This window comes from Pseudidiomarina atlantica (genome assembly GCF_000753735.1).
GTDB classification, from domain to species: Bacteria; Pseudomonadota; Gammaproteobacteria; order Enterobacterales; family Alteromonadaceae; genus Pseudidiomarina; species Pseudidiomarina atlantica.
Genome location: NZ_JPIN01000001.1, coordinates 96,855 through 121,998, shown reverse-complemented (window position 1 = coordinate 121,998; position 25,144 = coordinate 96,855). Strand labels below are relative to the sequence as shown.

The following is a 25,144-nucleotide window of genomic DNA, read 5'->3' as shown; positions in this document are numbered from 1 at the left end:
TTTGGAAACAGGTACGCTTATTTCATTAGCGCTTTATTTCATTGCAATGCTGGGGATTGGCTTGTATGCGTACAAAAAATCCACGGATGATGTATCGGGTTACATGTTGGGAGGCCGTCGTTTAGGCCCTGGTGTAACTGCCCTTTCAGCCGGTGCGTCAGATATGAGCGGTTGGATGCTTATGGGTTTACCCGGTGCGATTTATATGTCTGGTGTTTCGCAGCTATGGATCGCAGTGGGTTTGGTCGTAGGCGCTTACCTCAACTACATCATCGTTGCGCCCCGTCTGCGCATGTATACTGAGGTCGCTAACGATTCCATCACGATTCCTGATTACTTTGCCAACCGCTTCAATGACAAAGCGCGTCTGTTACGCGTTTTTTCATCAGTGGTCATCATCGTCTTTTTCACCCTTTACACCTCTGCAAGCCTCGTCGCTGGCGGTAAGCTGTTTGCCAGCTCGGCATTTGGTTTGGACTACAGTTTGGGTCTCTGGGTAACGGCCGGTGTAGTCTGTGCTTACACCTTGTTCGGTGGCTTCTTAGCAGTAAGCATGACCGACTTTGTGCAAGGCTGTATCATGTTCCTCGCACTTGTGCTGGTGCCGATTGTCGCAATCTTTGATCTCGGCGGTGTGGCTTCGGTGACGGATCAAGTTCGTACCATGAATCCGGATTTCCTTGATTTCTTCCGCGATGGGTCAATCGCCGACTCAACCGTGAATCAGCTCTCATTTTTAGGGATTATTTCACTGTTAGCGTGGGGCTTGGGCTACTTTGGTCAACCACACATTATCGTGCGGTTTATGGCGATTCGTTCGGTTAAAGACATCCCTGCAGCACGTCGTATTGGTATCACGTGGATGACGGTTTCTATCATCGGTGCCATGATAACCGGTTTCGTTGGTATTGCTTATGTTGCCGAAACTAAAATGACGCTCAATGATGCTGAGACCATTTTCATTATTTTCTCCCAGTTCTTGTTCCACCCGCTGATTGCTGGCTTCTTACTCGCTGCAATATTGGCAGCCATCATGAGTACCATTTCATCGCAATTATTGGTGACCTCTAGCTCATTGACAGAAGACTTCTATAAAGCTTTCTTGCGCCGCGATGCAAGTCAAAAAGAGCTGGTCTTAGTCGGCCGTATCTCAGTGCTTATCGTGTCACTGGTTGCGATTGCCCTTGCCTGGAATCCTGAAAATACCATTTTGGGTCTCGTTGCTAACGCATGGGCTGGCTTCGGCGCTGCCTTTGGTCCGGTAATCATTCTCAGCTTGTTCTGGAAACGGATGAACCTACAAGGTGCTCTATCAGGTATGTTAGTGGGTGCGGCAACCGTGTTGTTCTGGATCTATGCTCCTGTACTTGAAGATGGAGCGGCGCTAAGTAGCGTGGTCTATGAAATCATCCCAGGGTTCATTCTCTGTACGGTTGCGATTATCGTCGTGAGCTTGCTGACCGAAGCACCGGCAACGAATCTAACCAATACCTTCGAGCAAATGGAAAAACGCATGGATGAGGTTTAATCACCTCATTCAAGTGTGCCGTTTGGCTGCTAAAAGCATTAAAAAACCGCAGGTGTAAAAACCTGCGGTTTTTTTATTTAACTTATCAGTTGCTGACTAACCCACACCACCGCGACGCTCGGCATACATTTCGAGTTCACTCATAATGTAATCTTTCATTCGCATCGTGGTTTCATACCCCAAATCAATGGCTTCATTACCGCGTTCAAATTCCAGCAAACCAATATGACCGAGCTTAGGTTGGATAAGGATATCGGGCGGATCACCGGCTAAACGTGCCTTCGTAATACGCTCTTGCATGATATCGATAGAACCTGCCATCACACCGAACATACCTGGCGCTTTATGTGATTGTCCAGTAAAGCGTTCTTTCATCGAGTCCCAGTATTGCCCAGAGGCACTCAAAAAATTCTTGAAAAATCCTTCGTCGTCCTGCTCTTCATTACCCACTAAATCAGAGGTTTCGCTCTGCTTGCCGGTATCAACCGCTGTTGTTTCCGATTTCGACAGTTTGTGCACATCTGCTTGTGGGTGAGGTTCTGGTGGCTGGAATTTACCCCGAGCTTCGATAGCAGCGGTATTCAATTGCGAGTTCAAATGCACACCAATGACAAAATCGGCACCGAGCGCGCGACACAATGACACTGGAACCGGATTCACGAGTCCGCCATCTACCAGCCAGCGACCATTGTGCGCGGCGGGAGCTAACAACCCCGGCATCGCACACGAAGAACGCGACGCATGATAAATATCACCTTTACGGAGCCATACCTCGCGACCGGTGTAGAGGTCAGTCGCGACAGCACCATAGATAATAGGTAAATCCTCAATCGAGACTGCACCAAACCGTTCTCGTGCATGACTGAAGACTTTTTCGCCCTGAATGATACCGCCATGACTGAGACCGAAATCAAGCAAGTTAAACACCTGCCAACGGCCCATATCGCGCACCCACTCTTCCACTTCGGCGATACGGCCAGAAGCAAAACCGGCCCCCACAAGGGAGCCGATTGATGTGCCTGCAACCATATTGATTTCTACGCCCATTTCCTGCAAAGCGTTGATCACCCCAATGTGAGACCAACCCCGAGCCGCTCCGGACCCTAAAGCGAGCGCAACTTGCACGTAACTCATTACTTCATTCCTTCGATAACAACCTTATACCAAGTCATCATCCATGATTTCCGCGTTATCGGCAACTGCAGCGGCATCTCTACCTTGCTTGCTCGCTTTGACCGGCTTGGCTAGCAACTGCTCACGAATCTGCTTTTCAATTTCATCAGCGATTTCAACATTCTCGGTCAGGAATTTAATAGCATTGGCTTTACCTTGACCGATTTTATCGCCTTTGTAGCTGTACCAAGCACCAGCTTTATCGACAATTTTTTGTTTCACACCCAAATCAATGAGCTCGCCTTGTTTGGAAATACCAGCACCGTACATGATCTGGAACTCTGCTTGCTTGAATGGCGGTGCAACTTTGTTTTTCACAACTTTTACGCGAGTTTCGTTACCCACGACTTCGTCGCCTTCTTTCACGGCACCTGTACGACGAATATCCAAACGCACAGAAGAGTAAAACTTCAACGCATTACCACCTGTAGTGGTTTCTGGGTTACCAAACATGACCCCAATTTTCATTCGAATCTGGTTAATGAAAATACATAAGCTATTCGATTTCTTGATGTTCGCAGTCAGTTTACGCAAAGCTTGGGACATCAAACGTGCTTGTAAACCAACATGGCTATCGCCCATCTCACCCTCAATTTCCGCCTTCGGAGTGAGTGCTGCAACTGAGTCGACAATGACCACATCAACCGCGCCTGAACGGACTAACATGTCACAAATCTCCAGTGCTTGTTCACCAGTATCGGGTTGTGAGACAAGCAGATCATCGACATTGACACCAAGTTTTTCAGCATAGACTGGATCAAGTGCATGCTCAGCATCGACAAAAGCACAGGTTTTACCTGCTTTCTGTGCTTCAGCAATAACCTGTAGTGTCAGAGTGGTTTTACCACTTGATTCTGGACCATAGATCTCAACGACACGACCGAAAGGCAAGCCGCCAATACCAAGGGCAATATCAAGACCTAGAGATCCCGTAGAAACTGACTCTATGTCCATCGTTTGGTTATCACCCAAACGCATAATAGAACCTTTACCGAATTGACGTTCGATTTGACCGAGTGCCGCATCGAGTGCTTTTTGCTTGTCGTTGCTCATAATGATGTCCGTTCTGTTGAAAGCGTTGAAAATGAGTATACTGTGTTTTTATACAGTATCAAGTATTTTTTTATAACTGCAAAGTGCTGCGCTTATCGTCGCCGCGCGAACCGCTGCTCGATCACCGCTAAACTTCTGACGCCAGCTTAGTACCCCCTGCGGATGCGCCAATCCAAACCAGACCAAACCCACCGGCTTGCTCGCAGTGCCGCCAGTTGGACCAGCTACCCCAGTAACGGCAATCGCTAACTCGGTTTGTGCCAGTTGTTGTGCACCTAAGGCCATCGCTTCGGCGGTCTCGGCCGATACTGCGCCAAATTGCGTTAACGTCGCCTCAGAAACGCCAAGAATTCGCATTTTCAACGCATTGCTGTAGGTAATAAAGCCACCTTCAAGCCATGCCGAGCTGCCAGCAACTGCACTTAAAGCATAACCGATTCCTCCCGCGGTGCAGGACTCTGCTGTCGCGATATGCCAATTGCGGGCTTGCAACCACTGACCGATTTGTTGTGCCAGTTCGAACTGAGTTTGTGTTACCATTTTCGTTACTAGCTCCACTAAAAATAACGACTATACGGATTCTATCAGGCATGCCGACCGCGACAACTGCTTCTCTCGATTTTTCTGCACATACACCGATGATGCAACAATACTTACGCATCAAGGCAGAACATGCTGATACGCTTTTGTTCTATCGTATGGGTGACTTTTACGAACTCTTTTATGACGACGCGCGCAAAGCAGCTGAGTTGTTAGATATTTCGCTGACTCAACGCGGCGCTAGCAACGGTAAGCCAATTCCAATGGCCGGTGTGCCCTACCACGCTGCCGAAAATTATTTAGCACGGCTACTGCAAATGGGTGAATCAGTCGCTATCTGTGAACAGGTGGGCGACCCGGCAACCAGTAAAGGCCCTGTCGAACGAAAAGTGATTCGCGTACTGACACCAGGCACGGTTACTGATGAGGCACTGTTATCGGAGCAGCGCGAAAATTTACTCGTGGCAGTGTGTTACCAGCAGCATTTCGGCGTGGCTTGTTTAGATCTGGCAAGCGGTCGTTTTAGCGTGTTCGAATGTGCCGATGAAACCACTTTGCAAGCAGAGCTACAGCGATTACAACCCGCCGAACTATTGCATCCCGATACCATGCAATGGCAAAAGCAATGGTTTGCCAGCGGCTGTGTACGCCCGCGTCCTGATTGGGAGTTTGCGAGTGATAGTGCTGAAGCCCTGCTCTGCCGACAATTCCAAGTACAGCATCTGGATGGTTTTGGCATTTCGCACCTGTCTCGCGCACTCGGCGCTGCCGGTGCCATTCTAAACTATGTCAAACTTACCCAGCGGGCGGCGTTACCGCATATTCAAAGTATTCATGCGGAACACACCGACAATGCAATTCAGCTCGATGCAGCAACCCAGCGCAATCTTGAACTAGTGCAATCAATGAGTGGCGCGCCCACCTCACTGTTTGCTACTTTGAATCGTACCGCAACGGCAATGGGGGGCCGTCTCCTTCGGCGCTGGTTGCAACGCCCGTTGCGCGATGCGCAGCAACTCACGCATCGTTACCGTGCCGTAGCGCTCTTGCAATCCTATGATCTCGAGAGTCTGCATAAGCAATTGAAGCAAATAGGTGATCTTGAGCGAATTCTTTCACGTGTGGCACTACGCAGTGCCCGCCCGCGTGACTTGACGCGACTCCGTAGTGCATTGCAAGCACTGCCAAGGCTTAAAAAAGAACTGACAGAAGCGCAAGAATTAGCAAGTTGGCAGCAGGATTTACATGAGCTGCCAGAAATCTGTGCCACCCTCGAACAAGCGCTGGTTGAGCAGCCCCCCTTATTGATCCGAGATGGTGGCGTTATCGCCGATGGTTTTGATGAAGAACTTGATGAACAGCGGCGGCTAGCGGCCGGTGCGACTGATTTTTTACAGCAAATCGAACTGCGCGAACGCCAACGCACTGGTATTCAAACGTTAAAAGTCGGCTACAACAAAGTTCACGGCTATTACCTTGAGGCAAGCCGCGCTGCGGCCGCCCAGATTCCAGCCGATTATCAACGTCGACAAACGCTTAAAAACGTTGAACGTTATATCATTCCAGAGCTGAAAACCTACGAAGATAAAGTACTGCAAGCGCAATCGCGCGCGCTAGTGCGCGAGAAATGGTTATACGAAAATTTACTCGACGCCATTGCCGTTGAGCTGACCACCTTGCAACGCATGGCGAATGCTGTGGCTGAGCTTGATGTACTGCATAGCTTTGCCGTATCGGCTATTGCCTATAATTATTGCCAGCCTGAATTGCGTCAGGCTCATGGCTTTGAGCTGACTGGCGCACGACATCCTGTGATTGAAGTACAACTAGAAACACCCTTTATCGCCAATGACGTTCGCTTAGATGCTGAGCAAACCATGTTACTCATTACCGGTCCCAATATGGGGGGTAAATCGACCTATATGCGGCAAGCAGCGTTGTGCGCCATCATGGCCCACTGTGGCAGCTTTGTGCCTGCAGATCGCGCGGTATTTGGCCCTATCGATCGAATATTTACTCGTATTGGCGCATCTGATGATCTCGCCTCGGGGCGTTCAACCTTTATGGTCGAGATGACAGAGGCCGCGACTATTTTGCACAATGCGACGGAACACAGTTTAGTGCTGATGGACGAGATTGGTCGAGGGACCTCAACCTATGATGGTTTAGCACTCGCTTGGGCATGTGCCGAAGCGCTATTGCAACGCAATCGTGCCCTTACCCTCTTCGCTACCCATTATTTTGAGCTCACGCAGACGATTGGCAGCCTGCCAGGCTGTCGTAATGTGCATGTAGAAGCCACGGAACATGACGATACCATTGTTTTTGAACATCGTGTGGTTGAGGGCGCAGCGAATCGCAGTTTTGGCGTGCAGGTGGCAAAACTCGCAGGGCTACCGAATACGGTAGTAAAACGTGCACAAAATATTTTGCAGCAACTCGAACGTCAGGATAATGAAATGCCGCAAACTGAGCTTGGTTTAACGGTTGCAACGACTGCGGAACCTACAGCGCCAGCACCTCATCCGTTACTTGACGAGCTGGCGGCGTTAGAAGTTAATCATCTGACACCGCTTGAAGCATTGCAATGGCTCGCACGCTGGCAGAGCAAGCTAAATCAATAGCAAGTACAATTAATCTGCCTGAAATAAGGCGTCCAAACTTAAGCCTTGCTGTCGCAACATATCTCGTAAGCGACGCAGGGCTTCCACTTGGATTTGTCGCACGCGTTCACGCGTCAAACCAATCTCACGCCCCACATCTTCCAATGTCGCGGGTTCATAGCCCATCAAACCAAAACGGCGTGCGAGGACCTCGCGTTGCTTGGAATTTAAACTCGCTAACCATTCAACGATGTGCTCTTTTAAATCGTTATCTTGCAACACACCTTCAGGGCCATGATCACTCTCGTCGGTGAGTAAATCGACCAAAGCTTTGTCGTTATCTCCTCCCAATGGCGTATCAACCGATGCAATGCGCTCATTGAGCCGCAGCATACGACTGACATCAGCCACCGAAACATCGAGTTCCTCGGCGATATCCTCGGCGGTAGGTTCATGATCGAGTTTGTGAGCGAGATCGCGTGAAGCGCGGAGGTAACTGTTGAGTTCTTTTACCACGTGAATCGGCAGGCGAATCGTCCGTGTTTGGTTCATTATCGCGCGTTCGATTGTTTGACGTATCCACCAAGTAGCATAGGTCGAAAAACGAAAACCGCGCTCGGGGTCAAACTTCTCGACCGCCCGAATCAAGCCTAAGTTGCCCTCTTCGACCAAGTCTAAAAGTGCCAGACCACGATTGGTATAGCGGCGTGCTATTTTGACCACCAAGCGTAAGTTACTCTCGATCATCCGACAACGAGCAGCCTTATCACCTTTCAGCGCTAAGCGTGAAAAATGGACTTCCTCTTCAGCGGTTAACAAGGGTGAAAACCCAATCTCGCTGAGATACATCTGAGTCGCGTCCATTTTTTTCTGATATTTCGCCCGATTCGCCAGAATTTCTTCAAACTCTGCATCGTCATTGCTATCAGTGGTCGTCGCAGATTTTTCCATTTCCGACATCAATTCTTGTTCATCGATGTCGTCTACGTCATGTGTCCGACTCATTGTGACCCCCGTGGTAAATAATGCCGTGGATTTACCGATTTGCCGCGGAAGCGCACTTCGAAATGCAACTTAACTTGCTCGGCATCGGTATCACCCATTACGGCTATTTCATCCCCTGCGCTGACCCACTGCTGTTCACTTACTAGTAAACGGTCATTATGGGCGTACGCAGTTATATAATCATCGTTATGTTTCAGGATAATTAAATTACCATACCCCTTTAACGCATTACCTGCATATACTACTTTGCCTGCTGCTGCAGCATAAACTGGATCGCCTTTGCTACCACCGAAATCAAGCCCTTTATTACCCGCGACAGCAGTTGAGAAACCTCTAATGACCTGATTCTTGCTTGGCCAACGCCAGTTGATCGCATTGCTTGCCGGAAACACCTCACGTGGTTGCGGAGGTATTACGGTTGCCGTTGTCGTACGGCGTTCGGGTGCTGGTTCAGTTGACCTTCTCGTAACCTTTTCTTTACTTTTATCCTCAACATACCCTTTCTTGCTGCCAGAATCAACGCTTGTCGTGCTGGTTGCGCCAGTTGTTTGGCGCGTTGTTGCACGCAAGCGCAATGATTGACCGGGATAAATAGTATAAGGTTCGCCGAGGCTATTGAGGCGTGCGAGTGTACGCACATCGATATTGGCACGAAATGCGATGGAGTAGAGTGTGTCGCCCCGCTGAACGGTATAACGATCGCCACTTAAACTATTTGCCTCAAAGTCATGAATGGTTGGTCCGCGATAGACGCGTTCGACTGGTGCCGGCGCTTGGCGCTGTGCACAGCCGACCAACGCAAACACCAAGATGACTGTTCCGATAACGCTAAACTTGCGTCCATACATAAGCTATTACCGCCACTCCAACTAGCGCCCAGCCAATGCGATCGACATACTTGCGCAACCGAATTGCCATTTGCGGGCCGCCAGTACGTAGCAACCAAGCGACTAAATAAAAACGTAAGCCGCGACTTATCACCGAGCCTAACACGAACGGCAAAAAATACACCTGCAACATGCCGCCGGTGACCGTAAAAAGCTTGTAAGGAATTGGCGAAAAACCGGCAATAAATATGATCCAAAAACCATATTCGCGGAACCAGCCCGTTACATGTTCAAGTTTGTCTTCATAGCCAGCCCACTCAATCAGAGGCAAGACTAGCGGATCAAAAGCGAAATAACCCAGCCAATAACCGGCAATCCCACCTAATACCGACGCAACTGTGGTGATAAAGGCGAAAAACCATGCACGCTGGGGTTGGGTCATTGCCATTGGGGCAAGCATGACATCAGGCGGGATCGGAAAGATCACCGACTCCGAGAAGCTCAATGCCGCGAGAATCGAGGGTGCACTGCGGTGCTGTGACCATTGTAAGACACGGTCGTAGAGACTACTGAACAACTTCATGCCAAACTCCCTGGCACCAAAGGTACGAATTTGACATCACCAAGCTGCTTATGTTCAAAGTCATCACCAAACCGCCGAATAACGACCAATCGTTGGCGCACGGTCCCTACTGGAATGATCATCACGCCACCGTCGGCTAACTGTTCCATCAGCGCGTGCGGAATATCACTCGCCGCGGCGGTCACAATAATGCCATCAAAAGGTGCTTTGCTTTGCCAACCTTGCCACCCGTCGCCGTGGCGCATACTGATGTTATGCAAATCCAGTTGCTTGAGTCGTCGTTTTGCTTGATATTGCAATTCGGCGATACGCTCCACCGAATAAACACGCTCAACCAATTGCGCCAAGATCGCGGTTTGGTAGCCACTACCGGTGCCAATTTCCAGCACATTTTTGCACTCGTGTTGCATCAATAACTGCGTCATTGAAGCCACCATCAACGGTTGCGAGATGGTCTGCCCTTTTCCAATTGGTAGCGCGGTATTTTCATAGGCTTTATGGGCCAACGATTCCGGCATAAATTGCTGCCGCGGCGTCGCTTGAATAACCTGCAGCACCCGTTCATTAGTAATACCTTGCTGCCGTAACAAAGCGACCAAGCGCTTCGCCATTCCCTGAAAGTTTTGAATCATGTCGTGGTCTTTCTTGTTTTTATTTTAGCCAGTCTTGTAATGTATCTTGGTGTTTGCGCGCCGTCATGTCGAGACTTATCGGAGTGATCGATACATAACCTTCGCGAACCGCATAAAAGTCGGTATCTTCGCCGTCGTCTTGATGCCCACCAATGGGGCCATACCAGTAGATTTTACGGCCAAATGGATCAGTGTCTTCGACCATGGTCTCAGCACGATGACGACGCCCTAGACGCGTGACTTTAATCCCCTTGAGTTGGTCATAAGGCACCGCCGGCACATTAATATTTAAAATAGTATCCAAGCGCAGCGGCTGTTCCGCCATCCGGTTGACGATATCAGCAACCACACGTGCGGCCGTATCGTAGTAGTCTTCACTACGGGAGCCCATGGAGACCGCAATCGCTGGTAAGCCCATGTAACGTCCTTCCATTGCCGCAGCAACGGTGCCTGAATAGAGCACGTCATCGCCCATGTTCGGACCATCATTAATGCCCGATACCACCAAATCAACATCGTCAGCAAGTGGCGAATTAGTCCCAAGGTGCACGCAGTCGGTTGGTGTGCCGTTGAGCGAATAAAAACCATTGGCAAGACGCTGCACCCGAAGCGGGTTGTGTAGCGTTAATGAATTACTTGCACCGCTACAATTACGATCCGGTGCAATGACACGAACCTGAGCGATTTCATTCAGTGCTTGGTACAACGCAGCAATGCCTGGAGCATGCACACCATCGTCATTACTGACCAATAATTTCATCATCTTGATTCACCTTATTCTCAAGTGGAGCAAATAGTTCACGCAAGACACTGGTGGCGAAACTGCCACGCTTCAATGTGAACTTCAATTCTACTGTGTCTGCGTTTATTTCGGTAAAAGTTGTCTCTTGTGGGCGCAATAACACAGCGCGTCGTCCTAAATCGACTCGTTGCCGCTTTAAACCGGCAAGAATCGCCTCGTAGTGTTGCAGCTGATCATGCTCAAACGGGCTCAAATGTTCCTGCCATGGCTCGCGCCAGCCGCCAGCTAAAGGTGCCGATAACTCAATATCACCGCTACGCCAACGCGCCAACAACGCACCATCAACCGCTTCAACCTGAAAGAATGAGCGCGATCCCGCCAACAGCATAAAGTCGTGTAGTTCCGGCTGCATCCGCTGAGTTTGAATTCGGCGACTGACAATGGCGTTAAAAATGGCACTTCGTACCGCCGACAGCAATAGACTTTGTTGCGGACGACGGATTTTCTTACGTTGCTTGCCACTCATTTCACCGGTGACGAAGGCAATCCCTTTACTCAAGTTTTGGCCGTTGTGACCAAATCGCTGTTCGCCAAAATAATTCGGCACACCTTGCTCGCATAGTAATTGCCAACGTTGTTGCAGCGCAACCACATCACTTACATCACGCAAAGTTAAACAAAACTGATTGCCACGGTGATAACCCGATTTCAGCTTTTTACTTTGTTTTACCGCACGCTCAATACGAAATTCTGGGTGCTCGAGCTGCTGCCAATCGAGCATAGACTTACCCGGCAACTGAATAGAAAACCATTGCCAAGTTTCCGCATGACGATCTTTGAGTCCAGAATAACTGACGTCACGTTCGCTAACACCAGCAAAAGCCGCTAATTGACCTGCAACAAAAGCCGTATTCGCACCTTTTTTGTAGACCCAAAGCCACTGGTGTTCACCTTCCTCATGGTCACCAACTTCTAGTTGTTCAACGACTTGAAAGTCCTCGGGCTGCTGGCGAAAACGCGCTTGAAGGGTCGGCTTACCGTGCAGGAATTCGGCATTTTGCAAAATAGCTTCAAGCATCAGTGTTGGCCTTGACTAGAATCACCGCATGACAGGCGATACCTTCTTTACGCCCGACAAAGCCGAGCTTCTCGGTAGTGGTTGCCTTCACATTCACACATGCAATATCAGCTTTGAATAATGTGGCGATGCGCTGCCGCATGGCAGCGATAAAATTTGCTAATTTCGGAGCTTGGGCGACGATGGTGACATCAAGGTTACCAAGTAACCACCCCTCACTATGAGCCATATCCACTACTTGCTGTAGCAGGTTTGCACTGTCCGCACCGGCGTAGGCCGCATCCGTATCAGGAAAGTGATGGCCAATATCACCTTTAGCAAGCGCGCCAAGCAGCGCATCGGTGATTGCATGCAAGACCACATCACCATCTGAATGTGCAAGCAGACCTTGTTCGTATGGAACTTCTACACCACCGAGTAACAATGGCTTGTCACTCCCAAATTTGTGTACATCGTAGCCATGCCCTATGCGCATGCATACTCCTTATCTTGTAAGATTGTCTTGTAACAACAACGCGGCAATATGCTCATCACCGGGCTGGGTAATTTTTAGGTTTTGGCGCCGACCGAGGACTAATTGCGGTTGCTTGCCGAGCAACTCAAATACGGACGCTTCATCGGTCAAGGCGGGATGATCTGTACCAAGCTGCTGTAAACCGGCAAGCAAGTCGGCACTACGAAAGACCTGCGGAGTGAGCGCCTGCCACAATTGCGTGCGATCGACACTCTGTGCAATGTGACGGCCGTCGGTGCTGCGCTTTAAGGTATCCGCGACCGGTAAGGCTAAAATGGCGCCGACCTCGTCAGTCACAGCAGCGTCAATCACCGCTGTCAGTTCGCTCGCACTCAAACACGGGCGCGCCGCATCATGCACCGCAACCCAAGTAAATCCAGCGGCTTGCGCAGCTTGCACGCCTGCCGCCACTGAGGCTGCACGCGAGGCGCCGCCATCAACCCGCGTCAGTTTGACTTTACTGGGCAAACTTAATTCGGCGAAATACGGATCTGTTGCTTGCGTTGCAACAAAGATGTGCTGAATGCGTGGGTCTTGTTGTAATGCCTGCAAGGTCCATTGCAGGACAGTATAATCACCGAGTTTTAAGTATTGTTTCGGCACTTCTGACTGCATTCGACTGCCGACTCCAGCGGCAGGCACGACAGCCGCTACAGCATTAGTTATCGTCATATTGATTGGTTTGTGTAGGAACTAAACGGAAAAAGGTTTCGTCTTGTTTAATTAACCCCAGTTCATTGCGAGCTCGTTCTTCGAGTGCGATTTCGCCTTCACGGAGATCCTCGATATCGGCAATCAGCACCTGATTACGTTGCCGTAATTTCTCGTTCGTTTCTGCTTGCCGAGCTACCTCTTCTTGCAAATGCCAGTATTCTGGCAAGCTGTTGTCGCCAAACCAGAGTCGATATTGCAGAGCTACCAAAAGCAGCACTAAGAAGAGTTTTAACAGGCGCATCGCTTCACTCGCATGATAATATGTTGTAAGTATACCGTGCTTTTTCGCTGAACCAAGTTATTCAAGGCTAACATGGACTATTACCTTATCGCACTGATTATGTTTGCGGGAGCTTCTTTACAAGGAATTACCGGATTTGGCTCAGGTCTGGTCGCTGTGCCTTTATTGAGTCTACTGATTCCATTACCACAACTTACGCCCTTACTCTCCATCATCAATGTCGTGATGGCCCTCTATTTATGTTGGCTGCTGCGGCATTATTTAGCACCGCGTAAGTGGCTTGCCTTGTTGATCTTCGGTGTGGTCGGCACCCTGCTCGGCAATTGGGCATTGGCGCAACTACCGTTAACTTGGCTACAACTAGGTTTAGCTATTTTTGTCATCAGTGTCGGCGCGTTATTCTGGTTTGGCTTGCAAATCCGGGCCGGTGCTGGCAAGCGTCAGCAAAGTTTGATTGGGCTGGCGTCCGGCTTTGCCAACGGCGCTTTAACCTTGGGCGGTCCGCCAGTGGTTCTGTTCCTTACCGCTAATCGTCTTGATCGCACCAGTTTTCGCGCGACCTTAACGTTATTTTTCTTAGTCTTAGGGCTCACCAACGTCAGCTCGTTTTCGCTACAAGGCGCCTATACAGCCGCTAATTGGGGCTATTTGATGGTGTTACTCATGGGGGCCATCGCTGGTACGTATTTGGGCCATCGTTTAAGCCCTTTACTACCGGAGTCCTTGTTCCGCCGCTTGACCCTGTTGCTTGTCATAAGCGCTGGCGTAGTGGTGCTGTTGACCCGTTAGCTAAGGTAGTTGCCGCCAATCAATGCTAGTAGCAAGCAATAATTCACGCAATGACAGCGTACGAGGATCGGTTCTACCTTTGTGTGACCATTGATGCCCGCATACCGCGGGGATCAGCCAAGCGCGCTCTGGTTTCGCCAACGTCAGATGATCACCCGTGGCTTCACAACTCTCCCCAGTAAACGCAAACCACCCAGACTCATTACAATGTACGCGGTGTCCAGAGACATCAACGCGATCAATCGAATCGAGGCGCACTTGCTGCAGCCGCGGGTCAAAATTGAGAACAGGCACACTCATGCCGAGTAGCGCCTTGCCGTCGGCATGACCTTTGTTGCTCTCGCTGACAAGCCATTTTTCCAATTTACTCGCTTGTGTCGCAGTAACTTTAAGTTTGGCCTTTTGTGGCGCTTGCCAACTGGCATTTTGCACGTCTAGATCACAGGGACATGAGCTGGTAAGCATTGCCCGCGCAGCATTTTGCACGTAGTAACTAAGACTTTTGAGACGACGCTGTAAACCCGCAGCAGATTGGACGTGGAGACTGGCGAGAAATTGCAGTTCACGCTCATAGAGCGCGGTACATAATTCAGGAAAAGCAGCCGGGTCTTGGCCCGGCTGCTCGGCAACAACTTCGAATATATCGCGTTGTTTATCCACCATAGCGACTCACGTCTGCGATCGTGCTTAGTTTGCCGCACGCACTTCAGCGCGACCACGATAAGGAGCCTGCTCACCAAGCTCTTGTTCAATACGTAGCAATTGGTTGTACTTGGCAACGCGATCTGAGCGACACAAGGAACCCGTTTTGATCTGGCCGGCAGCAGTACCGACAGCAAGATCGGCAATGGTTGCGTCTTCAGTTTCACCCGAACGATGTGAAATGACCGCAGTAAAGCCAGCTTCAGTTGCCATGCGAATGGCTGCCAAGGTTTCGGTAAGGCTGCCGATCTGGTTGAACTTGATCAAAATCGAATTGCCAATCTGTTCGTCAATACCACGCTTGAGGATCTTGGTATTGGTTACGAACAAGTCATCGCCCACCAGTTGCACCTTGTCACCCAAGCGTTCGGTGAGAATTTTCCAACCGTCCCAATCACTCTCGTCGAGACCGTCTTCAATTGAAATGATTGGATAGCGCGCGCACAGACCTGCGAGGTATTCAGCAAACTCCGCTGCAGTGAAGGATTTGCCTTCGCCACTGAGGTGATACTTACCATCGCGATAGAATTCAGAAGCAGCACAATCAAGCGCCAAGGTGACGTCGCTGCCCATCTGATAGCCAGCGTTTTCAACCGCCTCGACAATCACTTGTAAAGCTTCTTCATTGGAGCTTAAGTTCGGTGCAAAACCACCTTCGTCACCCACTGCCGTGCTAAGACCACGTTGTTGCAACACTTTTTTCAGCGCATGAAAAATCTCAGCCCCCATGCGCAGGCCTTCACGGAAACTTGCGGCGCCCACCGGCTGAATCATAAACTCTTGGATATCAACGTTATTATCTGCATGCTCACCACCATTGAGAATGTTCATCATCGGTAATGGCATGCTGTAATGACCAGCAGTGTTGTTAAGCTGCGCGATATGCGCGTACAACGGCACGCCAGCACTCTGTGCGGCCGCTTTTGCGGTGGCCAGTGACACCGCCAAAATCGCATTAGCACCCAAGTTTGCTTTGTTTTCTGTACCATCAAGGTCAAGCATAATTTGGTCAACAGTGGCTTGTGCACTTGCTTCCACGCCTTGCAGTTTGGGCGCAATACGTTCATTCACATTGGCAACCGCTTGCAACACCCCCTTACCTAAATAGCGTTGTTTGTCGCCATCACGCAATTCTAGGGCCTCGCGCGAACCGGTAGAGGCGCCACTTGGGGCCGCTGCGCGCCCCATGCTGCCGTCACTTAAAGTGACATCAACTTCAATGGTTGGATTCCCACGTGAATCCATAATCTCACGTGCAACAATTGTTTGAATGGTAGCCATGCTAAAACTTCACTCCTGTTGATAGCGACCCTTAGCCGCGACGTTGTTTCTGGTATTTGCCAGCAGCTTCGATAAATCCACGGAACAATGGATGCCCGTCACGCGGTGTCGACGTAAATTCTGGATGGAACTGCGCTGCCACAAACCATGGATGCTCTGGAATTTCAATGATTTCAACCAAACGGTTATCGTACGACCAACCTGAAATCTTCAAGCCCGCGGCTTCAAGTTGCTCCACGTAAGTACCATTCACTTCATAACGATGACGGTGGCGCTCTTGAATCACATCAGCACCGTACAAATCGTGCGCTTTTGTGCCTTTCACCAAATTACAAGCCTGCGCGCCGAGGCGCATGGTGCCACCTAAATCTGAGTTATGATCACGTAACTCTTTCTGCCCTTTGGCATCCATCCACTCGGTAATCAAACCGACCACCGGATGTTTGGTGTTAGCATCGAACTCGGTACTATTAGCACCTTCGAGCCCTGCCACATGACGCGCATACTCAATCAGCGCCACCTGCATCCCCAAACAGATACCTAAATACGGAATTTTGTGCTCACGCGCGTATTGCGCTGCCATGATCTTGCCAAGGATGCCCCGCTCCCCAAAACCACCAGGAACGATAATCGCATCTACATCGGCAAGCTTCGCTACGCCTTTGGTTTCGACATCTTGCGCATCGATATAGCGAATATTGACGGTTAAGCGATTCTTTAGGCCAGCATGCGCCAAGGCTTCGTTCACCGACTTATAGGCATCAGGCAGTTCAATGTACTTACCCACAAAGCCTACGGTGACCTCGCCACTTGGATTTGATTCTTGGTATAACACTTGTTCCCACTCGGCCAAATCGGCCTCGGGACGGTCCAATCGAAAACGATTCACGACGATTTCGTCGAGTCCTTGCGATTTCAAAATCGCTGGAATTTTGTAGATGCTATCGACATCTTTTAAACCGATAACCGCACGTTCTTCGACGTTGGTAAACAACGCGATTTTCGAGCGCTCATTCGCTGGTAAAGCACGATCAGAGCGGCACACCAGTACGTCCGGCTGAATACCGATAGAGCGGAGTTCTTTGACTGAATGCTGGGTCGGTTTAGTTTTCACTTCGCCCGCTGCGCCTAGGAAAGGCACTAGCGTTAAGTGCATGAATAAGGTGCGATCACGGCCGACTTCAGTAGCCAGTTGGCGAATCGCCTCAAGAAACGGCTGCGACTCGATATCACCCACGGTGCCGCCGATTTCAACGATAGCGATGTCATAGCCTTCGCCACCGTCAATCACACGACGCTTAATCTCGTTGGTGATGTGCGGGATCACCTGAATCGTTGCCCCAAGGAATTCACCGCGGCGTTCGCGACGAATAATGTCCTCGTAAACACGGCCAGTGGTGAAGTTGTTTTTCTTGGTCATACGGGTGCGTATAAAACGCTCGTAATGACCTAAATCAAGATCGGTCTCAGCGCCGTCTTCGGTGACAAAGACTTCACCGTGCTGAGTTGGGCTCATCGTGCCCGGGTCGACGTTAATGTAAGGGTCGAGTTTCATGATCGTGACATGCAAGCCACGCGCCTCAAGAATTGCCGCCAGTGAAGCTGCAGCAATACCTTTACCCAGCGAAGATACTACACCGCCGGTGACGAAAATATAATTAGTTGTCATGCGAAACCTAAGTCGTCAGGTGAAATAAGGGAACTGCTTCAAGACGGGAAAACAGTATACCGTAACGACTTAATTCCGACAATTACAAATTAATCGTTCGCGGCGGTCTTTAGCTGTGCTTTGACCAACTGCCATTCCTGCTCTAACTCTGCCAAACTCAACTCTGTTGCTGCGGTATTACGTTCTGCAAGACGCTGCTCTATGGCCTGAAAGCGCTGCTTAAACTTATGATTGGTGCGGCGCAACGCATGTTCCGGATTCACTTGTGCATGACGCGCAAGATTCACCACAGCAAATAACACATCACCAATTTCATCTGCGAGCGCCTCTTTATCAAGGCGTTGGGCATTCAGCTCGTGTTCAACTTCCGCTAATTCCTCACGAACTTTGGCCAGCACTGGAACGATGTTATCCCAATCAAAACCGACACTGGCAGCGCGTTTTTGTAGCTTCTGCGCGGTTAAAATGCTTGGTAAATTATCCGGAATACCGTTGAATACCGATGCTGTTTCGCCCTTCGCCGCGCGCTCTTGCTGCTTAATTTGTTCCCATTGCGCCTTAATCTCAGCGTCAGACTGTGCGCTACTCTCAGCAAACACATGCGGGTGACGGCGAATCAGTTTATCGGCGGTTTGTTGCGCGACTTGGTCGAAAGTAAACTGCCCTTGTTCGCTGGTCAATTGCGTGTAAAACACCACCTGAAACAACAAATCGCCGAGTTCATCTTTGATCTCAGCGAGATTGCCTTCGGTCAGTGCCGCCGCCACTTCGTAAGCTTCTTCAATAGTATAAGGAATCAGGCTGGTCAGGGTTTGTTGTAAATCCCATGGACAACCGCTCTCGGGATCACGCAGTCGCTGCATCACCTCAAGTAAAGCTGCGACGCCTGGGAACTGCTCAGTGTTGGCCATAACGCTGCACCTTATGAACACCTTTTATTTGCTGCAAACGGGTAATGATCTGCTGTAGGCTTTGTTGACTCTCAATGAATAGCCCCAAAGAAATTCGTGCTTGGCGTGTGCTTTGGTCTAACTGCGAGTCGAGCTGTGCCACGCTGGTTTTTTCGTTCGCGAGTATCGAAGTGATGTCATGTAATAAACCATTACGGTCATCGGCATCAATTTTCAAATCGGCGCGATAGCGTCCGTATTCAGTGCGCGACCAATGCACCTGTAAACCACGCTCTGGATGGGTCTCTAACAAATGCTTCAGCTGCTCACAGTCACGGTGATGTACCGACACGCCCCGCCCCTGGGTGACAAATCCCATAATCGGTTCACCCGGCAACGGTTGGCAGCATTTGGCAAATTGCACCAGCAAATTACCAATCCCCTGTACGGTGACATCACTCGACTTTTTACCGCGCTTAGCGGGGGTTTTACGTTGTAAACGCTCGAGTCGCTCGGTGGTTGGATCCGTCGTTGGCCGAAGCTGATTTACCACTTGATTGAGGCGGACATCGCCAGCACCAATCGCCGCTAACAGGTCGTCCAGCTGATTAAAATTAAAGCGCTCTAAAATGGTTTGAGCTTGCGCTAGCGGAATATCAAACTTTTGCAGTTCCGCTTCGAGCATTTCACGCCCAGCTTTCAAATTCTTGTCACGATCAAGCTTCTTAAAATAGGTGACAACTTTGCTGCGGGCACGCGACGTGCGTAGGTACCCCATAGCTGGATTCAGCCAATCACGTCGCGGTTCAGCATTTTTTTGGGTGAGGATCTCAACCCGCTCGCCATTTTTCAAACTGTAAGTGAAAGGTACGATATGACCGTCGACCTTAGCACCTACACAACGATGCCCAATTTGTGAGTGGATATAGTAAGCGAAATCCAGCGGTGTCGCACCGTAAGGTAAGTCAATGACTTCACCTTTTGGGGTAAACACATACACACGATCTTCGAAAACTTGCGAGCGAATTTCGGCGACTAACTCATCGTTCTCGGCCATATCTTCATGCCAAGCGAGCAATTTACGTAGCCACGCAATTTTCTCCTCAAAACCGCCACTTTTGCCACCTGCGCCCTCTTTATACATCCAGTGCGCAGCAACCCCTAGCTCAGCATCTTCGTGCATATCATGGGTGCGAATTTGAATTTCAACATGCTTGTCTTCTGGACCAATCACTACCGTGTGAATCGACTGGTAGCCATTAGCTTTCGGTGTCGCAATATAATCGTCAAATTCGGATTGGATATGGCGCCATCGACTGTGCACCACGCCAAGAGCAGCGTAACAGTCCTTGAGACTGCGCGTTACTACACGAACCGCACGAATATCGAACAGTTCATCGAAGCTTAGATGCTTTTTCTGCATCTTGCGCCAAATGGAATAGATGTGTTTGGGCCGACCATAGACTTCGGCATCGATACCTTCAGCAGCCATAGCGTCGCGCAGGCCCGTGACAAATTTTGCAATATAGTCTTCACGATCGACGCGCCGCTCGTGAAGCTGCTTGGCAATGGTTTTGTAGGTTTGTGGATGAAGATAACGGAACGAAAGATCTTCAAGTTCCCATTTCAGTTGGCCAATGCCCAGGCGGTTTGCTAACGGCGCATAAATATCTTGGCATTCTTTGGCAACCAAGACGCGCGTCTCTTCGTCTGCTTGCTTTACTTCGCGTAATGCGCACACACGTTCAGCAAGTTTGATCAACACGGCTCTCACGTCAGCCACCATCGACAACAGCATACGCCGCACATTGTCAATCTGTTCGACATTAGGTTTGCCATGCTGAAAGCTTTGCAGTTCGCTAATCATCTGCATTTGCTCAACCGCATTCAGCAGCGTTACTAGGCTTTCAGAATTGTCCTTGGTTAATTGTTCACGGTCAATTTGCTGCGCTTGGTAAGCGGGGCTGTAGAGTGCGGCCATCAGCGTATCGGCATCGAGCTGTAGACTTGCCAGAATCTCGACCATTTCTTGCCCTTTCAACAGCAGCGGCGAACCTTTGCCAAGGCGTTGTTGTAATTGCTCGAAATGTTCTGTTAGCTGGGCTTTGCAAGTGTCAGCACTGACATGCTGCAACCAGTCACCAAGTTGGTCTGGCTTATCAACATGGGTACTTCGCACATGAACCACGACTATGCCTCCCGTTCAAACCACGTCAAACATTCAATGTGATGGGTTTGCGGAAACATGTCAATGATTTGCGCCTGTTTTAACTGATAACCGGCGGCTTGTAAATGCTTGGCGTCACGCGCAAGCGTATCCGGCGCGCAAGAAACATAAATCACTCGCCGCGGTTGGCGTTGCGCTATTTCCGTAATCGCGTGGATCGCTCCCGCTCGAGCTGGATCTAATAGCACTTTGTCAAAGCTTTGCTGCGCCCAAGAGTAGTGCCGCCAATCCTGCTCTAAATCCGCATGTACTGCGCTGACCTGCAGTTGCTGTTGCTGCGCCGTTGCATGTAAGCGCTCCACCATCGATGGTACGCCCTCAATGGCTGTCACTTGCGCCCCAGTGAGCGCAATCGGCAAGGTAAAATTACCACTTCCAGCATAGAGTTCTAGAATCGACTCGCCCGCTTGTGGATCAAGCCATGCCAGGGCTTGCTCCACCATAGCGAGGCTCAGAACCGCATGGGCCTGCAGGAAGTCGCCAGGCTGAAACTCCAACATGAGTTGCGAACTTTCATAACGCGGCAGCTGTTGTTGCGGCAACAACGGTCGTGGCGGCTGTTCCGCACAATGTAGCCAAATATCGACGTGCTGCCGCTCGGCGAACGCTTCAAGCAAGGCTTTATCGGCCGCCGATGCACCTGCGGTTAGGCGTAACAGTACAATTGTGCGATCAACATGAATCAATTCAACATGCCCAAGTTGCTCTGGTTTTTGCAACTTCGCCAACGTGCTGTGCAAGCTTGGCAGCAACGCAGTAAGTTGCTCCTGCGCTACTAAACAGTCGTCAATCGCCACGATTTGCTTACTCTGTGCGGCACGCAAACCCAGCGTCAAGCGTTGTCTTTTACGGTCCCAATGACAGGCGAGACGTAACCGTCTGCGGTAGCGCCAAGCATCAGCGGTAAGCGGCGGTAACCAGCTTTGCGCGGTAACATCGGCAAACTTTGCCAACAGCTCAACGACCACTTGCTGCTTGTGCTCACGTTGTTTTTCCAGCGCTAAGTGTTGCAAATCACAACCACCACAAGCGTCATAATACTTACAGGCGGGAATCACACGGTCGGCCGATGCTTGCTGAATGTTAAGCAACTTACCTTGATGTTTGCCTTCGCTGCGAAAATCGATACGCTCGCCAGTCAAGGCACCACTGACAAAACGTACGCCTTGGGCGCTTGCCACAATGCCTTGGCCTTGATGGTTCAATGCTTTCACTGGCTGGTTACGCAACACCTGCTGTTGCGGGCGCTTGGCGCTCGGCCGATAGATTTGTGCCATTCTTAACGCGATTGCACCGTTGAGGCGGTACGCGCATCGAGCATCAAACGTTTCATGTCGCGCACTGCTTGGTCGAGTCCAACTAGCACTGCGCGCGCAATAATCGCATGCCCAATATTGAGCTCAACCAATTCGGGCAATGCCGCAATCGGTGCGGTGTTGTGATAGTGCAGACCGTGTCCGGCGTTTACTTGTAAGCCCGCAGCTTGGGCGTATTTCGCCGCATCATGCAGTAACAGTAAACTCCTTTGCTGCTCCGCAAGATTCTGTTGCTCCGCGTAGTGGCCAGTATGTAATTCGATAATGCTTGCACCGGTTGCCAACGCCGCGTCAATTTGCTGCTTGTCGGCATCAATAAATAATGAAGTTTGAATACCCTGTTCCGCCAAGCGCTCTACTGCTGCGGTAATTTTACCTTGTTGCCCAGCTACGTCGAGCCCCCCTTCGGTGGTCAATTCTTCGCGCTTTTCCGGCACCAAGCAAACATAGTGTGGCTTTATTCGACAGGCAATCGCGAGCATCTCTTCGGTGACCGCCATTTCCAAATTCATCCGCGTCTGCAGGGTATCTGCGAGAATCTCGACGTCACGATCTTTGATATGGCGGCGGTCTTCGCGTAAGTGAATAGTGATGCCGTCGGCACCCGCTTGTTCGGCTATCGCCGCTGCCTGCACTGGATCCGGGTAATTGACGCCACGGGCGTTACGCACCGTAGCGACATGGTCAATGTTGACCCCTAACAAAATGGTGTTGCCTAAAGGAGCATGATGCATGTTAATTTCCTTTTTGTTGGGCAAATAATTGCCGGCTGCGCAGTGGTTGGTCACCTAAATAGGGAGCGAGTGCCATACGCATAATTCTTTTCATTGAGTTTAGCAGGCTCGGATCGCTTAGCTCAAATGCGCCAAGCTGTAGCAACGAGCTGCCACTAAAACAGTCGGTGGTCGCCTGTGGAACTCGGCAAAAACCGTGTTCTGGCACAAACCTATACCAAAATTCGCCCTGAATGGATTCACCTTGGTCGTCATAATCCCAATCAAACCCGTGCCCTAAATGACACAGCATTTGCCATTCGAACTGGCGCAAAACCGGTTCAACGTGAGCGCTGCTAGCCAATTGCACTAATGCTTGCTGATAGTCATCGAAGACTGGTTCCAGCGGTTGATAGGGAGACGTTAAGCGCTGCACCAGCTCATTTAAGTAGAAACCGCTGTAAAGCGAGCGGCCGTTAAGTGCGACCGCGCGACCGTTCAGTTCAGCTTGGGTGAGTGTTTGCAAATCATGGCGCCCGCGGCTTTGCACCAGCAACGGCGTGAAGGGTTGTAAAATCGCGCGCCAAGGACTTTTTGACCGTCGCGCACCTTTGGCAACGACTCGATAGCGCCCTTGTTCACGGGTCAGTAGCTCGACAATAAAGCTGCTGTCCTGATAGGGCCAGCGATGTAAAACAAATGCTGGCTCCACCGCAATTAATCCTCTTGGTAACCGAGACTACGCAGAGCGCGCTCGTCATCAGCCCACCCCGATTTCACTTTGACCCACAACTGCAAATGCACTTTGCCATCAATAAGGGTTTCGATGTCGCGGCGCGCTTCACTGCCGATCTGTTTTAACTTTTGCCCACCGGCACCAATCACCATGCGCTTTTGGCCGTCGCGTTCGACCAAAATTAGCGCGTGAATATGAGTGGTACCGCTCTCGGCAGTCTGAAACTGTTCGATTTCAACGGTCGTGCTGTACGGCAGTTCGTCTCCGGTGAAACGCATGAGCTTTTCGCGAATGATCTCGGCCGTCATAAATCGCAATGAGCGGTCCGTAACATAGTCTTCGGGATAATGATGCGCACCCGGTTTGGCGTAACGCTGCACGAGTTCGCGCAACGCTGGGACCTGATCCCCTTTGAGCGCTGACAACGGGATCACCTCGGCAAAATCAGCTTTCCCCGCAAGTTCTTGCAACAACGGCAATAATTCGCTTTTATCTTTGATTTGATCAACTTTGTTGACGACTAGCAACACCGGAACTTTGCTGTGCTTGAGCTTGTTTAGAACCATCTCGTCATCAGTCGTCCAACGCCCGGCTTCTACCACAAACAATACGGCTTCAACGCCGCTTAACGAGCTTGCTGCAGCACGATTCATCAACCGGTTAATTGCGCGTTTCTCGTCCTGATGTAAGCCTGGCGTGTCGACATAAACGATCTGCCGATCGCCTTCAGTTTCGATGCCAAGAATGCGGTGCCGTGTGGTTTGCGGCTTGCTTGAGGTAATACTGACTTTCTGTCCCAGAATACGGTTTAGCAACGTCGATTTGCCAACATTAGGGCGTCCAACAATGGCAATGAACGCCGATGCTTGTTCGGTCGGCTGTAGATCTTGCATGTTAGGACTCCTGCTGCTGAATTTTTTCTAAAGTGAGTGAAGCTGCTTGTTGTTCAGCTTTGCGACGACTGGTACCACTGCCAAGTACCGGCTCGTTCAGTAGTTCGGTGGTACAACTCACGGTAAAACGCTGGTTATGCGCTTGCCCTTGAATCGTCACCACATCATACGCTGGCAAAGGTAATTGTCGTCCCTGTAGGAATTCTTGCAAGCGCGTTTTCGGATCTTTATGGCCGGCCCCCGGTTTGATGCCTTGTAATTGATCTTTGAACCACAACAACACCACGCGGCGGCAGGTATCTAAATCACTTTCTAAGTACATCGCACCCAACAAGGCTTCCATTGCATCGGCCAAGATCGATTCGCGGCGATGACCCCCGCTTTTCATTTCACCCGGTCCTAGCCGCAAATGTTTGCCGATATCGAACTTCTGCGCGAGTTTGGCTAGATTTCGACCGCAGACTAAAGTGGCACGCATGCGACTCAAGTCACCTTCATCAATCTTGGGAAAACGTTCAAATAACGCTTCACTAATGATGATGCCAAGCACCGAATCACCAAGAAATTCTAACCGTTCATTGTGTACCGCATTGGCACTACGATGGGTGAGCGCTTGTTGTAAACGCTCATCGTCTTGAAATTGATAGCCGAAAGCTTTCTCTAATTCTGTAATAGGTGGCTTGGGTAAGCTCACA

At 50.3% G+C, this 25,144-nt stretch carries 25 protein-coding genes; 3 read left to right on the top strand and 22 right to left on the bottom strand.

The window, feature by feature from the left end; all coding sequences use genetic code 11:
* The first annotated feature begins 1 nt into the window (after window position 1).
* Window positions 2–1,528, top strand: coding sequence for a sodium/proline symporter PutP (gene putP / locus IDAT_RS00620; protein ID WP_034729200.1), 1,527 nt, complete (start codon window positions 2–4; stop codon window positions 1,526–1,528).
* Between the two features lie 96 nt (window positions 1,529–1,624).
* Here putP and IDAT_RS00615 read toward each other — a convergent pair whose 3' ends face one another.
* Genes IDAT_RS00615 through IDAT_RS00605 form a run of 3 tightly spaced genes read right to left on the bottom strand, consistent with a single transcriptional unit; the run spans window position 1,625 to window position 4,294 of the window.
* Window positions 1,625–2,662 (bottom strand): patatin-like phospholipase family protein, encoded by a 1,038-nt coding sequence (locus IDAT_RS00615; protein ID WP_034729197.1) that lies wholly within the window; start codon window positions 2,660–2,662, stop codon window positions 1,625–1,627.
* 24 nt (window positions 2,663–2,686) lie between these two features.
* Window positions 2,687–3,754 (bottom strand): recombinase RecA, encoded by a 1,068-nt coding sequence (recA, locus tag IDAT_RS00610; protein ID WP_034729194.1) that lies wholly within the window; start codon window positions 3,752–3,754, stop codon window positions 2,687–2,689.
* 48 nt (window positions 3,755–3,802) lie between these two features.
* Complete coding sequence (locus IDAT_RS00605; RefSeq protein WP_034729192.1) at window positions 3,803–4,294, bottom strand: CinA family protein; 492 nt, start codon at window positions 4,292–4,294, stop codon at window positions 3,803–3,805.
* A gap of 50 nt (window positions 4,295–4,344) precedes the next feature.
* Between IDAT_RS00605 and mutS the strand changes: the two genes are divergently transcribed.
* Window positions 4,345–6,918, top strand: coding sequence for a DNA mismatch repair protein MutS (gene mutS / locus IDAT_RS00600; RefSeq protein WP_034729190.1), 2,574 nt, complete (start codon window positions 4,345–4,347; stop codon window positions 6,916–6,918).
* Window positions 6,919–6,927: 9 nt separating this feature from the next.
* On the opposite strand, the gene rpoS is transcribed toward mutS, so the two are convergent.
* Genes rpoS through ftsB form a run of 9 tightly spaced genes read right to left on the bottom strand, consistent with a single transcriptional unit; the run spans window position 6,928 to window position 13,233 of the window.
* A complete protein-coding gene (gene rpoS, locus IDAT_RS00595) occupies window positions 6,928–7,902 on the bottom strand; it encodes an RNA polymerase sigma factor RpoS (protein WP_034729187.1) in 975 nt (324 codons plus the stop codon).
* Window positions 7,899–8,750 carry a peptidoglycan DD-metalloendopeptidase family protein gene (locus IDAT_RS00590; protein WP_034729184.1) on the bottom strand — a complete coding sequence of 284 codons (852 nt, stop codon included), beginning with the start codon at window positions 8,748–8,750 and terminating at the stop codon, window positions 7,899–7,901. Before IDAT_RS00590 ends, rpoS begins: the two co-directional genes overlap by 4 nt.
* Window positions 8,731–9,312 carry a YqaA family protein gene (locus IDAT_RS00585; RefSeq protein WP_034729181.1) on the bottom strand — a complete coding sequence of 194 codons (582 nt, stop codon included), beginning with the start codon at window positions 9,310–9,312 and terminating at the stop codon, window positions 8,731–8,733. Before IDAT_RS00585 ends, IDAT_RS00590 begins: the two co-directional genes overlap by 20 nt.
* Window positions 9,309–9,944 carry a protein-L-isoaspartate(D-aspartate) O-methyltransferase gene (locus IDAT_RS00580; protein ID WP_034729178.1) on the bottom strand — a complete coding sequence of 212 codons (636 nt, stop codon included), beginning with the start codon at window positions 9,942–9,944 and terminating at the stop codon, window positions 9,309–9,311. Before IDAT_RS00580 ends, IDAT_RS00585 begins: the two co-directional genes overlap by 4 nt.
* Window positions 9,945–9,963: 19 nt before the next feature.
* The gene (surE, locus tag IDAT_RS00575; protein ID WP_081909698.1) at window positions 9,964–10,707 is read right to left on the bottom strand and encodes a 5'/3'-nucleotidase SurE; all 744 of its coding nucleotides are present in this window, start codon (window positions 10,705–10,707) and stop codon (window positions 9,964–9,966) included.
* Window positions 10,685–11,764: a tRNA pseudouridine(13) synthase TruD gene (gene truD / locus IDAT_RS00570; protein WP_034729175.1), complete on the bottom strand. Its 1,080-nt coding sequence runs from the start codon at window positions 11,762–11,764 to the stop codon at window positions 10,685–10,687. The genes surE and truD overlap by 23 nt, the downstream gene beginning before the upstream one ends.
* Window positions 11,757–12,239, bottom strand: a complete 483-nt coding sequence (gene ispF / locus IDAT_RS00565) for a 2-C-methyl-D-erythritol 2,4-cyclodiphosphate synthase (RefSeq protein WP_034729174.1) — start codon at window positions 12,237–12,239, stop codon at window positions 11,757–11,759. Before ispF ends, truD begins: the two co-directional genes overlap by 8 nt.
* Before the next feature lie 9 nt (window positions 12,240–12,248).
* Window positions 12,249–12,950: a 2-C-methyl-D-erythritol 4-phosphate cytidylyltransferase gene (ispD, locus tag IDAT_RS00560; protein ID WP_034729172.1), complete on the bottom strand. Its 702-nt coding sequence runs from the start codon at window positions 12,948–12,950 to the stop codon at window positions 12,249–12,251.
* Window positions 12,937–13,233, bottom strand: coding sequence for a cell division protein FtsB (gene ftsB, locus IDAT_RS00555; protein WP_034729164.1), 297 nt, complete (start codon window positions 13,231–13,233; stop codon window positions 12,937–12,939). Before ftsB ends, ispD begins: the two co-directional genes overlap by 14 nt.
* 72 nt (window positions 13,234–13,305) lie before the next feature.
* Here ftsB and IDAT_RS00550 point away from each other — a divergent pair, with 72 nt between their 5' ends.
* Window positions 13,306–14,022, top strand: a complete 717-nt coding sequence (locus IDAT_RS00550; protein WP_034729163.1) for a sulfite exporter TauE/SafE family protein — start codon at window positions 13,306–13,308, stop codon at window positions 14,020–14,022.
* Here the strand turns inward: IDAT_RS00550 and IDAT_RS00545 are convergent, their stop codons facing one another.
* The 10 genes from IDAT_RS00545 to rnc form a co-directional block, all read right to left on the bottom strand.
* A complete protein-coding gene (locus tag IDAT_RS00545) occupies window positions 14,023–14,685 on the bottom strand; it encodes a hypothetical protein (protein ID WP_034729162.1) in 663 nt (220 codons plus the stop codon). It lies immediately after the preceding gene.
* 24 nt (window positions 14,686–14,709) lie between these two features.
* Window positions 14,710–16,005 carry a phosphopyruvate hydratase gene (eno, locus tag IDAT_RS00540; RefSeq protein ID WP_034729161.1) on the bottom strand — a complete coding sequence of 432 codons (1,296 nt, stop codon included), beginning with the start codon at window positions 16,003–16,005 and terminating at the stop codon, window positions 14,710–14,712.
* 31 nt (window positions 16,006–16,036) lie between these two features.
* Complete coding sequence (locus IDAT_RS00535) at window positions 16,037–17,674, bottom strand: CTP synthase (protein ID WP_034729159.1); 1,638 nt, start codon at window positions 17,672–17,674, stop codon at window positions 16,037–16,039.
* A gap of 89 nt (window positions 17,675–17,763) precedes the next feature.
* Window positions 17,764–18,585, bottom strand: coding sequence for a nucleoside triphosphate pyrophosphohydrolase (mazG, locus tag IDAT_RS00530; RefSeq protein ID WP_034729156.1), 822 nt, complete (start codon window positions 18,583–18,585; stop codon window positions 17,764–17,766).
* The gene (gene relA, locus IDAT_RS00525; RefSeq protein ID WP_034729153.1) at window positions 18,572–20,752 is read right to left on the bottom strand and encodes a GTP diphosphokinase; all 2,181 of its coding nucleotides are present in this window, start codon (window positions 20,750–20,752) and stop codon (window positions 18,572–18,574) included. Before relA ends, mazG begins: the two co-directional genes overlap by 14 nt.
* Before the next feature lie 2 nt (window positions 20,753–20,754).
* Window positions 20,755–22,068, bottom strand: a complete 1,314-nt coding sequence (locus IDAT_RS00520) for a 23S rRNA (uracil(1939)-C(5))-methyltransferase (protein WP_034729149.1) — start codon at window positions 22,066–22,068, stop codon at window positions 20,755–20,757.
* 2 nt (window positions 22,069–22,070) lie between these two features.
* Entirely contained in the window at window positions 22,071–22,841 is a 771-nt protein-coding gene (gene pdxJ / locus IDAT_RS00515) for a pyridoxine 5'-phosphate synthase (RefSeq protein WP_034729146.1), read from the bottom strand.
* Window position 22,842: 1 nt separating this feature from the next.
* Complete coding sequence (recO, locus tag IDAT_RS00510) at window positions 22,843–23,532, bottom strand: DNA repair protein RecO (protein ID WP_051986478.1); 690 nt, start codon at window positions 23,530–23,532, stop codon at window positions 22,843–22,845.
* 5 nt (window positions 23,533–23,537) lie between these two features.
* Entirely contained in the window at window positions 23,538–24,449 is a 912-nt protein-coding gene (gene era, locus IDAT_RS00505) for a GTPase Era (RefSeq protein WP_034729142.1), read from the bottom strand.
* A 1-nt stretch (window position 24,450) separates the two neighbouring features.
* Complete coding sequence (gene rnc / locus IDAT_RS00500; RefSeq protein ID WP_034729140.1) at window positions 24,451–25,143, bottom strand: ribonuclease III; 693 nt, start codon at window positions 25,141–25,143, stop codon at window positions 24,451–24,453.
* Window position 25,144 lies beyond the last annotated feature (1 nt).

Bases quoted from the DNA above. Each gene is read 5' to 3' on its own strand.
- recA (WP_034729194.1), bottom strand. From the start codon at position 3,754: ATGAGCAACGACAAGCAAAAAGCACTCGATGCGGCACTCGGTCAAATC.
- mutS (WP_034729190.1), top strand. From the start codon at position 4,345: ATGCCGACCGCGACAACTGCTTCTCTCGATTTTTCTGCACATACACCG.
- IDAT_RS00585 (WP_034729181.1), bottom strand. From the start codon at position 9,312: ATGAAGTTGTTCAGTAGTCTCTACGACCGTGTCTTACAATGGTCACAG.
- IDAT_RS00605 (WP_034729192.1), bottom strand. From the start codon at position 4,294: ATGGTAACACAAACTCAGTTCGAACTGGCACAACAAATCGGTCAGTGG.
- IDAT_RS00590 (WP_034729184.1), bottom strand. From the start codon at position 8,750: ATGTATGGACGCAAGTTTAGCGTTATCGGAACAGTCATCTTGGTGTTT.
- era (WP_034729142.1), bottom strand. From the start codon at position 24,449: ATGCAAGATCTACAGCCGACCGAACAAGCATCGGCGTTCATTGCCATT.
- truD (WP_034729175.1), bottom strand. From the start codon at position 11,764: ATGCTTGAAGCTATTTTGCAAAATGCCGAATTCCTGCACGGTAAGCCG.
- eno (WP_034729161.1), bottom strand. From the start codon at position 16,005: ATGGCTACCATTCAAACAATTGTTGCACGTGAGATTATGGATTCACGT.
- pdxJ (WP_034729146.1), bottom strand. From the start codon at position 22,841: ATGCATCATGCTCCTTTAGGCAACACCATTTTGTTAGGGGTCAACATT.
- rpoS (WP_034729187.1), bottom strand. From the start codon at position 7,902: ATGAGTCGGACACATGACGTAGACGACATCGATGAACAAGAATTGATG.
- mazG (WP_034729156.1), bottom strand. From the start codon at position 18,585: ATGGCCAACACTGAGCAGTTCCCAGGCGTCGCAGCTTTACTTGAGGTG.
- ispD (WP_034729172.1), bottom strand. From the start codon at position 12,950: ATGACGATAACTAATGCTGTAGCGGCTGTCGTGCCTGCCGCTGGAGTC.
- IDAT_RS00520 (WP_034729149.1), bottom strand. From the start codon at position 22,068: ATGGCACAAATCTATCGGCCGAGCGCCAAGCGCCCGCAACAGCAGGTG.
- IDAT_RS00545 (WP_034729162.1), bottom strand. From the start codon at position 14,685: ATGGTGGATAAACAACGCGATATATTCGAAGTTGTTGCCGAGCAGCCG.
- IDAT_RS00615 (WP_034729197.1), bottom strand. From the start codon at position 2,662: ATGAGTTACGTGCAAGTTGCGCTCGCTTTAGGGTCCGGAGCGGCTCGG.
- IDAT_RS00580 (WP_034729178.1), bottom strand. From the start codon at position 9,944: ATGATTCAAAACTTTCAGGGAATGGCGAAGCGCTTGGTCGCTTTGTTA.
- ftsB (WP_034729164.1), bottom strand. From the start codon at position 13,233: ATGCGCCTGTTAAAACTCTTCTTAGTGCTGCTTTTGGTAGCTCTGCAA.
- ispF (WP_034729174.1), bottom strand. From the start codon at position 12,239: ATGCGCATAGGGCATGGCTACGATGTACACAAATTTGGGAGTGACAAG.
- IDAT_RS00550 (WP_034729163.1), top strand. From the start codon at position 13,306: ATGGACTATTACCTTATCGCACTGATTATGTTTGCGGGAGCTTCTTTA.
- surE (WP_081909698.1), bottom strand. From the start codon at position 10,707: ATGATGAAATTATTGGTCAGTAATGACGATGGTGTGCATGCTCCAGGC.
- IDAT_RS00535 (WP_034729159.1), bottom strand. From the start codon at position 17,674: ATGACAACTAATTATATTTTCGTCACCGGCGGTGTAGTATCTTCGCTG.